Origin of the sequence: Ketobacter sp. GenoA1, assembly GCF_003671475.1 — a bacterium.
GTDB lineage: Bacteria > Pseudomonadota > Gammaproteobacteria > Pseudomonadales > Ketobacteraceae > Ketobacter.
The window spans coordinates 789,246-801,903 of sequence record NZ_RCHM01000042.1; the positions used below are offsets into that span (position 1 = coordinate 789,246).

The 12,658-nt window shown below is 52.8% G+C and carries 3 protein-coding genes; 1 reads left to right on the forward strand and 2 read right to left on the reverse strand.

Features of this window, described 5'->3' with window-relative positions:
- Positions 1-31: 31 nt before the first annotated feature.
- Positions 32-1,714: an OmpP1/FadL family transporter gene (locus tag D9N13_RS17580; RefSeq protein WP_290592710.1), complete on the reverse strand. Its 1,683-nt coding sequence runs from the start codon at positions 1,712-1,714 to the stop codon at positions 32-34.
- Between the two features lie 128 nt (positions 1,715-1,842).
- A complete protein-coding gene (locus tag D9N13_RS17585) occupies positions 1,843-3,435 on the reverse strand; it encodes a TolC family outer membrane protein (RefSeq protein WP_290592712.1) in 1,593 nt (530 codons plus the stop codon).
- Between the two features lie 556 nt (positions 3,436-3,991).
- Here D9N13_RS17585 and D9N13_RS17590 point away from each other — a divergent pair.
- Positions 3,992-12,622 (forward strand): non-ribosomal peptide synthetase, encoded by an 8,631-nt coding sequence (locus tag D9N13_RS17590; protein WP_290592714.1) that lies wholly within the window; start codon positions 3,992-3,994, stop codon positions 12,620-12,622.
- Positions 12,623-12,658: the final 36 nt, after the last annotated feature.

Consider the following 12,658-nt stretch of genomic DNA (forward strand, 5'->3'; position numbering starts at 1 on the left):
CCGGGCTTTTTATGCTGATGGATGCTGTCGATCAGAATTTTTTGTCGAATGAAATGGCGGCAATGTAGGCTGTGGTTTCGGTTTCAAACGGCATGGAATAGTAGGGGTTATAAACTACATCCCCTTCCTGGCAGGTGTTGGCATTCTTGGACTCGCAGGCATCGATGCTTTGTTCAGAGTAAAGAATACCAAAGGCTGCATCAATGCGCGTGGTGTTGCTCATCTGCCAGCCGAAACCAGCTGTGAACAGGTCCGCGTCTCCTATTGGGAAAAGCAGGTCTGCTGAGGAGCTGGGTATGGCGCCTTCACGGGGTTCATAGCCTGCCCGTAGAACCAGGTTGTCGTTCCATTGGTATTCGGCACCAATGGCAACGGACCAGGTATCTTCATAGGCGCGGCGAATGCGCATTTCGTCCGGGTCGGCGTTGTCTTTAACATCAAAACCACCGGCCACGGTATAAATTACGCTGGACAGGTTAAGAAAATCGACGTTGTTGCTGAATTCAAATTTGAGTTCATCCCATACGCTGTATTCTACCCAGCGCACGTCAAAGTTTATTTTCAGATTCGGCAATACTTTGATGGAGGTGCCGAAAGCGATGTTTTGCGGCATCAGGTATTCCAGTTCAACTGTGCCTTTTTCCACTTCCGTGGCGTTAAAGGCAGCTCCACCGAAAGCGCCCAGGGCACCACCCAGGGGCGCAAGCCCTTCGGTGGTCAGCATGAACTCTTCCGTGTTCTCCATTTTGTAGTCACCGGAGAGTTGCGAGGTGGTTTCACTCTGATAGAGGAAGCCGAAAGAGAGCCAGTCGTAGGGTTCGTAAAGGATACCGAAATTAAACCCAACCGACAGGAAGTCTTCCATCTCCATGGAAAGTCGCCCCACGGTGTCGTAGGGCTTGATGATATTCAGGTCATCAGGCAGGGGTAGCTCGTTGACGCTATCCAGAAACTGAGTTGTTTCCAGTGGAGCCCGAATGTAGGTGTCCAGTGCCATGCCCTGGTAAGAAAAGTTGATTCCGACCCCGAAAGACAGTCGATCGCTGACCGGAATGGCCACCGTGGGAGAGAAATAGGTTAAGCGGGTGACGCCTACGTTGACGCCCTGATATGCGCCGGGATCACCGATGCCGTCTTTTGGGTCTCCGTCCTTGCGGGTATAACCGATGCCCTGGGGTGAATACACGGCTGTACCAAAGGTCCAGCCCCGGGCAGGGTCCTCGAATGCGATACCGCCGGCCGGAAACGCCAGGATGGGGACCTCGGTGAAGCCCACGAACGGCAACATCAGGCCGGGGCCATCAATACTGGTGCTGGTATTGGCGATGGGATCGATGCCCCAGCAGTTATCGAGCTCTTCCTGGGTGGGTACTGCGCCACCACTGCATTGGGGCTTGTTGGGGTTGCCATTGTTGCCCTGATAATAGACCTCTTTAATGGTATTGGTTGGTCGGGTTGGTTCCCCGATATCACCATCAATGGTCATATGGGCCGCCAAAACCTTGAGGTTCATCTGGCGACCTTTGATTTTGGCAAGGCCCGCAGGGTTGAAGTGAATGGAGTCAATGCCCGGTGGATCAGCGGTAACCGCATTTCCCAATGCCAGTGCCTTGGGGTTGCCGATGGTTACGTTATGCAGCAGCTGGGCAGTGGCGCCACTGCTGAAAGAGACAGCGGCGGCCAGCGCCAGGTAGCGAGCGTGTTTTGCGTACATAGGTGTTTTCTGATCCAAGTTTAGGTCTTTATCCATCTAGTGTATTCCCGCTCTTCGGCATTATTCCCATAGTGCCTCGAGGTGGAACCCCCTCACTTTCGTTAATTTTTATTGGATTATAAAATGTATTATTCTTTATCGCGCCAGGCTTTGAATGCGTCATAAAGGCTCTTGTGTTGTTTCGCGCTTTCGGCCTCTTTTTCATCATCAAAAGTCTTGATTTCACGCTCGAACTTGATGTCGTCCACTTCTTCCAGATAGCTTTCATCGGTTTCGAGTATGGAGCTGACGGTATCGGTCGGGCTATCAAGCCAGCTATTCAGTGTTTGTAAATCATCGGGCGACAGAACACCAGCCGCTTTCTTGAGCTTTAATGTGTTAAGAATGTAATCGTAACGTGAAGTAGCATATTCTTTGCGCGCCTGAAACACCTTGCGCTGTGCCGTCAGGGCATCGGACATGGTGCGAATACCATCCTGCCAGCCTTGCTTGATGGCTTTCAATGAGCTGTTGTTGGACTTTACCGCCCGCAGCCGGGCCTGGACACTGGCGACATTGGCATTGACCTGGGTGTGATATTGTCGCGTTTCGCGCAGGGCGTTACGCATGGCCAGGTCAACATTATGGCGGGCCTCCTGAACCTTATAATCCGCTTCCCGCACCTGAGATGAGGTAATACCGCCGGAGTAAAGGGGAACGGATACCCGTACACCGAAGGTGGTGGTGTCTGAGGAGGGCGTGAAACCGCCACCCACATCGCGGTGTTCGTACTTCAGAAACAGGTCCGCGGTGGGGGCATGGCCGGATTTCTTCTCTGAAAGCTCCTTCTCGGATGCTTCCTTGGCATATTGAGCGGCAATGAGTTGATAGTTGGTGCGTTTGGCAAAATCTTCCCATTCGGCTAACGCGAAAGGCTGAGGGGGCTCAATGGGAATGTCTTTGGGGAGGGGGTTAACAATATCGATGTAAATGCCGGTGAGCATGGCCATGTTCTCTTTCACTACGTCCACCTGGCTTTCCGCCACAATCACCGCCGCCTTGGCGATGTCATGCTGGGCCTGCAGTTCAAACACGTCCGTATCGCGCATCAGGCCCAGTTTGTATCGGTTCTTGATTTCCGTGAGCTGAGTGCGCAGGGTTTTTTCTTCGGACTGTGCCAGGCGCAGCTCTTCCTGTGCCCGCAGTACTCCGAAATAGGCTTCCGCGGAACGGATCATCAGCTCCTGCTGGCTGAACGCCAAATCGGCCTTGGCGGCGTTATCCAGGCTTTTGGCGCGTTTATAACGGTGCCAGCGATCCATGCGCACCAGTGGTTGGGCGATGGTCAGATCATAGATGGTGGCATCGTAGTCTTCGCGGGTGGAGGTGCTGCTGGTACACAGGTCCAGGAACTCGTCGGTGGTTGAGACATTGTTGAGACCAGCACAAATTACGGCCTCGTTGACACCACCACCGCTAAAGCCACCATCAAACACCGGGGTTTCGCTTTCATAATATTGTTTACCCCAGGTGCCGTTCAGATCCGCAGTGGGGAGCAGGGAGCCATAGGCTTGCTCCATCTTTTCGCGGTCAGCCAGGTATTTCTGTTTTTTGGCCGCCCATTCCGCATCGTTTTTACGGGCAAGCGCGAAGATTTCCTCAAGATTCTCAGCGAAGAGATGAGGGCTCAGCAGGCAAAGGATAACCAATAGAAGGCGAGATACCGCAGGTTTAATTCTCATATATTTCTAATAGTTGTTTGTTATGCTTAGTATTTTTTGTGGGTCACTGTACGCCAGAAACGTGCTAAAGGAAAGCCTTGCAGGTGGCTAATCCCGGCGGGCCCCGCATTTGGTACAAATGTGGGCAGAAGTCCCAATTCTTTTAGCATCATATAAAAAATGACCGTCAATTCAGATGAGTTCCTTGTGATACTTTGTTAAGCAGCGGTAAAGCAATGTAAACAAACGTTTGAATGATGCATCCGGTTATAAATTTACAACACAATAAAACCATATCTCATTGATTTAACGGAATTTATTATGGTATACCTGTTTTTGTAGGTATGTATACGCTTGGTCTATCTTTGATAAAAAATGCGAATTTGAATAAAGTATCGAAACCACCTTAGTTCTATAATTAAAAAATCCGGTGGCTTCTCGCCTTTTTTATCTCGGCTTACCTTTTCTGAGGGATTTGGGGAAGGGATCGCAATGGATTCGCAAGTCAGGTAAACGTGCCTATCAAGCCTTTAGGGTGTGATCGCATAATAAGAATAAACAAGCAGGAAATGTCTGTATGTCGCAAGAAGTTGGGCCTATCTCCTTCAATCCTTCACATTGTTCCAATTTGGTTGAGCTGCTGGAAGCACGTGCCGGTCTGCACCCGGACAAGATCGCTTTCACCTTTCTGCCCGATGGTGAAGATCAGGGTATCAGAGTTACCTACGCGGAATTGAGGGATCAGGCGCGTTCTGCAGCGGTGCGCTTCGCTGCCGTTGCCAAGCCGGGGGACAGAGCCCTGATGCTTTTTCCATCGGGTTTGGAGTTTATATTCGCGTTCTTTGGCTGTATTTACAGCGGCGTCATCGCCGTGCCGGCCTATCCACCCCGTCGCAACCAGAACCTGGGGCGCTTGAAAGCGATCATTGATGATTGTGTGCCCAGCTTTGTGTTAACCACCTCAAAGGTGCTGACCATTGCTGAACCGCTGTTTGCAGAAACCGAAGGGCTTACCGAACTGGAGTTTCTGACGGTGGATCTGGATCAAGCCGACACGGCTGCCCGCTGGCAGGCGCCGGAATTGTCGGCCGAAACACTGGCCTTTCTGCAATATACGTCGGGTTCCACCGGCAATCCCAAAGGGGTGATGGTGAGTCATGGCAACCTGATCTATAACGAAGCCATGATCACAGCGGCCTTTAAGAGTCATGATGAGGATGTTTCGGTAAGCTGGTTGCCCATGTTCCACGATATGGGGCTGATCGGCACGACGCTGCAACCACTGTTTGTGGGTGCCACGTCGGTGTTTATGTCACCGGCTTCTTTCCTGCAAAAGCCTTATCGCTGGCTTAAGGCCATCAGTGATTATCGAGGTACGGCCATTTGTGCGCCTAACTTTGCCTATGAACTCTGCGTTAATCAGATTACCGATGAGCAAAAGGCGACGCTGGATTTGTCCAGTTTGCGTATTGCGCTCTCCGGTGCCGAGGCGGTGCGCCCGGAGACCCTGGAAAATTTCATAGCGGCATTTCAGGTTTGTGGTTTTAAGCGGCAAGCGTTCACACCTACGTTTGGTTTGGCTGAGGCCACATTGATGGTGAGCTGTGCCCGTGAAGAAAACCGGCCGCTGTTCAAGGAAGTGGATGCCGCTGCACTGTCGGAGAATAAAATCGCGGCGCCAACCAGCAGTGATAAGACCATGCGCCTGGTTTCCAATGGTGTTGCGCCGCTGGATGCAAAGGTTGCCATAGTTGACCCTGCCACAAAGCGCGTGCTGGCCGAAGGGCAGGTGGGGGAGATTTGGTCCAAGGGTGATCACATCGCCAAGGGCTACTGGCGCAATGAAGCGGCAACGGAGGAAACTTTCCGGGCCTACACCGCTGATGGTGATGGTCCTTACATGCGTACCGGTGATCTCGGGTGCCTGATCGACGGTGAGCTGTACATAACTGGCCGGCAAAAGGATGTCATCATCATTCGCGGCCGCAATCACTACCCGCAGGACATTGAATTTACCGTACAGCAGAGTCACGTGGCTCTGAAATCCGATGCCGGAGCGGCTTTCGCGGTGGAGATTGACGGTGAAGAACGCCTTGTCGTAGTGCAGGAAGTGGAGCGTAAATACCGCATGCGCCTGGTGACGGAAGTGGTCAGCGCTGCTATCCGGCAGGCAGTGGCGGAAAATCACGAACTTCAGGTGCACACCATCGTGTACCTGAAGCCTGGTGCGATCCTTAAGACCTCCAGCGGTAAAATTCAGCGCAGCGCCAATCAGCGGGCGTTTCTGGAAGATTCACTGCAGCCGATTGCGGTCAGTGCCCTGAATGCTGTGGAGCAGGGCGCAGAGGAAAAGAAAGAGATAGAAGCCGCGCTGGATCTCAGTAAAGCTCAATGGCAATCCCTGCCGGAGGCGGAGAAAGAACCGCGCCTGATGCTTTACCTGAAAGCGGCGATCGCCAGCGAGATTGGTGAGAAAATTGATCGTATCAGTGACGATGTCAGCTTGATGGGGCTGGGCATTGATTCCCTGCAAATTACTCAGTTGTTCACTCGTCTGCGGGATCGGTTTGAAATCAATCTGGAATTGCCGGCTTTGTTCGATGCCAGGGATTTCCGGGCCCTGGCCTCCACTCTGGCAGATGCCATGGCCGGAGCGGCAGGCTCCAGTTTACCACCCCTGCAAGTGGTAGAGCGCACTGAACTGATGCCCATGTCGTTTTCCCAGAAACGCATGTGGTTTATGGATAAGCTGCGTGAAAACAACGTTGCGTACAATCTCCCTTTCGCACTTAAAATCCAGGGTGCGCTTGATGTCGGGGCGGCTGCCAAAGCTTTTGAGAGCATGATTTTCCGCCATGAAATATTGCGAACCGTGTACGTTGAGCAGGATGGTCACGCCTATCAAAAAGTACTGCCGGCACCCAGGTGGGGATTCACGGCAGAAGATCTGACCTATCTTAAAGAGCCCGCTTTAGGTAAAGCCATCCAGGATCGTATTGATGGTGAGGCACGCAAACCTTTTAATCTGGCCACCGGCCCGGTTATTCGTACCCACCTGTTGCGCCTGCCGGATCAGGAGGCGGATGCGCTGAAAGGGCGCGCTGCAGAGCAGTATCTGTTGCTGGTGACGATGCATCACATCGCAGCCGATGGCTTTTCCCTGAAGGTGATCACTGACGAAATTTCCCATGCTTATGAGGAGCAGGTGACGGCAGAGCCCTCCAAGCTACGGGAGCTCACGGTTCAATACGCGGATTTTGCCCACTGGCAAAAGGAGTTGTTTGATAGCGGGCTATTGAACAAGCAGTTGGATTATTGGTTGGCGCATTTGCGTGGTGTGCCGGTACTGGATCTTCCGCTGGATCATCCGCGGCCACCGGAACAGAGCTTTAACGGCAGCAACTACTATTTCCAGATTCCCAAAGAGCAGGTGCAGGCACTCAAACAGTTGAGCCGAACGCAAGGCGTGACACTGTATATGTCGCTGCTGACTTGCTTCAATGTGCTGTTGCATCAGTACACTCAGAGCGAAGACATTTGCGTGGGTACGCCCATTGCGAACCGAACCACACCGGAACTGGAAAAGCTGATCGGCTTTTTTGTCAATACGCTGGCGTTACGCACCGATCTGTCAGGCAACCCCAGCTTCGTGGACTTGATGCAGCGGGTACGCAAGGTTACTCAGGGAGCTTTTGCCAATCAGGAGATGCCGTTCGAACGTGTAGTCGAACATCTGGGTGTATCACGTGACCTGAGCTATTCGCCGGTATTCCAGGTTATGTTCGTATTACAGAACAGCACCATCGATGAAGAGTTCAACCTGGCCGGGGTTAATGTGGAAAGCCTGCATACAGCACCGGGTACCTCCAAGTTTGATATGACGCTGGAGTTGTCGGAGGAATCCGGCATCTTGCAGGGTGACCTGGAGTATTCCACAGACTTGTTTGAAGAAGAGACCATCGTGCAGATGATGGAGCACTTCCAGCAATTGATACAAAGCGCCGTTGAGAATCCGACGCAACCTATTGGTGGCATTAACATCCTCACCAAAAGCGATAAAGACAAGCTTTTAATCGAGTATAACTCGACGGATGTTGATCACCCGCTCACAGACTGCATTCACTCCCTGTTTGAAAATCAGGTGGCCAAGGACAGTGATGCTGTGGCTTTGGTGGATGGGCAGGAGCGGCTCACCTACGGGGAGTTGAATGAGCGCAGTAATCGTTTGGCCCATCACCTGATTCATCTTGGAGTAACCCGGGAAACTCTGGTGGGTGTCTGCATGGCGCGGGATGCCGATATGGTGGTCGCGTTACTGGCAATACTCAAATCCGGTGGCGCTTATGTGCCCATAGATCCCAACTATCCGGCCGATCGGGTGGCTTACATGCTGGCCGACGCCAGTGCTCCTTTGGTGATTTCCCACAGTTCTCTAGATGGTATGCTGCCCCCCGCCAGTGAAAATTTTCAGCCGGTGTTTGTTGACCGGATAGGGCCGCAGTTAAGGGATTGTGCCAGCAATAACCCCCAACTGGATATCGCTGCCGATCATCTCGCCTATGTCATTTACACCTCCGGTTCTACCGGCAAGCCTAAAGGGGTGATGATCAGTCATGGGAATGCCAGCGGGTTGATTCATTGGGCGCAAGGCGTCTTCAGTGAAGAGGATCTTTCCGGAGTACTGGCGGCAACCTCCATTTGCTTTGACCTTTCAGTGTATGAACTGTTTGTGACATTGTCTGCGGGAGGCAAGATTATACTTGCTGACAATGTGTTGGCGTTGCCCACCCTGCCGGCAAAAAGCGAGGTGGTATTGGTGAATACAGTGCCTTCCGCCATTGCTACTCTGCTGCGGGAAAACGGGATCCCCGACAATGTGAAGGTCATCAACCTGGCCGGTGAAGCCTTGGCCGCGAGCCTGGTGGATGGGCTTTATCAGAATACCTGTGTGGAGCGGGTGTACGATTTATATGGCCCTTCCGAAGACACCACCTATTCCACGTTTACATTGCGGGAAATCGGCAAGGCCGCCACCATCGGCCGCCCGATCGATAATACTAAAGCCTACATCCTTAACCAGCATGGTGCCTTGGTGGCGCCGGGGCTGGCCGGTGAACTTTATCTTTCCGGTACCGGGGTGACTCGCGGTTATCGCAATCGTGAAGATTTAACCCAAGAAAAATACCTGCCCAACCCGTTTGAGAATGATCCGAAATACGCCCGCATGTATCGCACCGGGGATCTGGTGCGGTATATGGATAATGGCAACCTGGAGTATCTGGGCCGCATAGATCACCAGGTCAAAGTGCGTGGTTTCCGCATCGAACTGGGGGAGATTCAGTCCGTCCTGAACTCGGTGGACGGGGTACAGGACAGTCTGGTGCTGACCCGGGAAGATGCCGCCGGCGCCAAATGTCTGGTGGCGTATCTGGTGGCGCCGGAGGGCAACCAATCGGAGCTAATGCAGCAGGCGCGGGCTGTGATTCGGGCTCAATTACCGGAATATATGTTGCCATCGGCGTTTGTGATTCTGGAAGCCTTTCCATTGACACCCAACGGCAAGGTGGATCGTGCCCGCCTGCCGGTGCCGTCCATTGAAGACCTGATCGGCGATCAGTTTGTTGAACCGCGAACTGAGAATGAGCGCAAGATGGCGGCTATCTGGCGCCATGTGCTGAAGCTGGACAAAGTGGGTGTGACCAACAATTTCTTTGAGCTGGGCGGTCATTCACTGCTGGCCACTCAGTGCATATCACGCATTCGTGAGGAGTTTGGGGTGGAGCTGCCCGTGAAGCTGTTGTTCACGACGCCCACCATTGAGTCTTTATGCCTGCAGTTGGATAACCTGGAGAATCTGGCGGATCTGATGCCGCCACCGGTTAAATCCATTGATCGCAATGGCGAACTACCCTTGTCGTTTGCACAGATGCGTTTGTGGTTCCTGAATCAACTGGAATCGGGCAAATCGGAATACAACATCAGTACCTCGTACAATATGCCCGCTGCCATTCGTTTGAGCGGCAAGCTCAATGTCAGCGCATTGCGTAAAGCATTTCAGCAGTTGGTCGCACGCCATGAAGCGTTGCGTACCTCGTTCCTGATCGACGATGGCCAGGCAACGCAGGTGATTCGTGAGCCCACAGACTGGTTCATGGATGTCAGGGACTTGCGCCACCTGGATGCGGAAGAGCGTGAAGCGGAAGTGATTCACCTGGCAGAAGATGAAGCAACGCGTTCCTTTGACCTGGTGCTGGGCCCGTTGAACAAAGCCCGGCGAATTCGTCTGATGAGAACCCGTCTGCTGCAGACTACAGATCAGGAACACGTACTGCTGTTGACCATGCATCACATCATTTCCGATGGCTGGTCGCTTGGCATTCTGATTGATGAAGTAGGGGCGTTGTATCGCTCGATTGTTTCCGGTGCAGCCCATAATCTGGATGAGATTAAAATACAATACGCGGATTATGCAACCTGGCAGCGCAATTGGATGGATGGCCCGGTGTTCGAGCATCAGTTGTCGTACTGGCGTGGCCAGCTGGCGGGTGTGCCTGTTCTGGAGTTGCCCACGGATCGGCCCCGTCCCGCACTGATGACCTTTAACGGCAGTTATGAGCCGGTGCGGATCAATTCAGTGTTGACGCAGCAGCTCAATGCGTTGAGTCGCGAGCAGGGTGTGACCCTGTTTATGACGTTGCTTTCGGCTTTTTATACCCTACTGTACCGTTATACTGGGCAAACCGATATATGCGTGGGAACACCGGTAGCCAATCGGGCCCTGCCGGAATTTGAAAAACTCATCGGCTGTTTTGTCAATAGTCTGGCGTTACGGGTCGATATGGATGACGATCCTAAATTTATCGACCTGTTGTCACAGGTGCAGGACGTCACGCTATCGGGCTACAGTCACCAGGATTTGCCGTTTGAGCGCTTGGTGGATGCCTTGGGTGTGTCCCGCGATAAAAGTCATTCTCCGCTGTTCCAGGTGGTGTTTACACTGCAAAACGCATCCAACACCCTGAATGTGCAGATGCCGGATGTGAATGTGGAGATGCTGCCTTCGGTGGCCAAAACTTCCAAATTTGATCTTACCCTGAATCTGGAAGAAGGCCCTAACGGGCTGGAAGGGATGATCGAGTACAACACAGACCTGTTTGACCGGGACACCATTCACCGCATGGTGGGTCACCTGGAGCAGATTCTGAATGTGGTTGCGCAGCATCCCCACAGTCGCCTTTCCGAAGTATCGTTGTTGAGTGATCATGAAAAGCAATTGGTGCTGCACGAATGGAACCATCAGCCGCAGCATTATGAGTTTCAGGATACCATTCATCAGCGCTTCGAAAACATCGTGCAGCGCTTCCCCGATAAGGCCGCTGTGGCGATGGATGGTGTCAGCCTCACCTACGCTGAACTGAATGCCAGGGCGAACCAGCTTGCCTTCTACCTGAAGCAGCAGGGGGTTAAGTCCAACGACTTGGTAGGCATCTGTCTGGAGCGCTCACTGGATATGGTGGTTTCCATTCTGGCGGTGCTGAAGGCCGGTGGTGCCTACGTGCCGCTGGATCCCGGCAACCCCGAAGAACGCCTCCGCTTTATACTGGAAGACGCCAAGGTGGCATTACTGATTACCGAGTCGGCGGTAGTGGATACCGTACCGGCAGGGGACTTCACAGCGGTAATTCTGGATCAGGTTGAGGGCATGCTGGCAGAGCAGCCGAGCACCAATCCGCAACCGGAATCCGGGCCTGATGACCGTGCCTATGTCATTTACACGTCGGGAACCACCGGTAAACCGAAAGGGGTGCTGATTCCGCATTCCAACGTGATTCGGCTGTTCACTGCAACGGATCAATGGTTTGGATTCAATGATCAGGATGTGTGGACGCTGTTTCATTCCTTTGCCTTCGATTTTTCCGTGTGGGAATTATGGGGCGCACTGTTCTATGGTGGCCACGTCATAATCGTGCCCAGCAAGGTAGCCAAATCGACGGAAGATTTTTATCAGCTGGTGTGCGATGAAGGTGTAACTGTATTGAACCAGACACCCTCGGCTTTCACGCAGTTTATCAAAATGGATGAGTACAGCCGGGATGGGGTGGCGCGTGCGTCCAGTCCGCTGGCGTTGCGATGTGTGATTTTTGGCGGTGAGGCCCTGGATTTTTCTGCTCTGCAGAAATGGAGTTCGCATTATGGTCTGGATCAACCTCAATTGATTAACATGTACGGTATTACCGAAACCACGGTTCATGTTACTTACCATCGAATCACCGTCGATGACCTGGATCGACGCCAAAGCCTGATTGGCCGCCCCATTCCGGATCTGGATTTGTACATTCTGGACCAACACTTGAACCCGGTTCCGGTTGGTGTGCCTGGCGAGCTCCATGTGGGCGGGCAGGGGCTTGCTCACGGTTATCTTAACCGTGACGATCTGACCGGGGAGCGGTTTGTTGAATCCGAATTCAGTTGCAGTGTGGATCGCGCCTCAGGCTTGTATGGACGCTTGTACAAAACCGGTGATATCGGCCGCTACCTACCCAATGGTGTGGTGGAGTACATGGGCCGTGCCGATGATCAGGTGAAGATCCGTGGTTATCGAATTGAACTTGGTGAGATTGAATCAACCATCAGCCAACACGCGGATGTGCGGGAAAGTGTGGTGCTGGCACGTGAAGATGTACCGGGCGATCGGCGTTTGGTTGCGTATGTGCAGAGCGATGTGGCCATTGATGCTGCTGAATTGAAGGCGTACCTTGCCCAGTCGTTACCGGATTACATGGTGCCCAAGGCCTATGTTGTGCTGTCTGAATTTCCGCTTACTCCCAACGGTAAGATTGATAAGCGCAGTTTGCCTGCTCCCAGTGACGGTGCCGTTTCCAAGAATGAGTTTGTTGCGCCCCGAAATGACACAGAAGAAACGCTGTGCCAAATCTGGGGAGAGGTGCTCGGTTTGGAGCGGGTGGGTGTGACGGACAACTTCTTTGATTTGGGCGGCCATTCCCTGCTGGCGACGCAAGTGGTTTCCCGTGTGCGGGAACACTTTAATGTGGAGCTGGCGTTGAGTGCTCTGTTTGAGGAACCCACCATTGAAAATATTGCTTTGCACTTGTTGCAGGCAGAACTGGCTTCTGCGGATGATCTCGAGATGGCTGACCTGCTCGCGGAAATCGAGGGGCTGTCCGAAGATGATCTGAAGAATCTCTGAGACGTTTCACTTGCAAAGAAAGATGATGATGTCGCA

Excerpts from the sequence above, each read along its gene's own strand:
- D9N13_RS17580 (WP_290592710.1), bottom strand. The coding sequence starts at position 1,714 with ATGTACGCAAAACACGCTCGCTACCTGGCGCTGGCCGCCGCTGTCTCT.
- D9N13_RS17585 (WP_290592712.1), bottom strand. The coding sequence starts at position 3,435 with ATGAGAATTAAACCTGCGGTATCTCGCCTTCTATTGGTTATCCTTTGC.
- D9N13_RS17590 (WP_290592714.1), top strand. The coding sequence starts at position 3,992 with ATGTCGCAAGAAGTTGGGCCTATCTCCTTCAATCCTTCACATTGTTCC.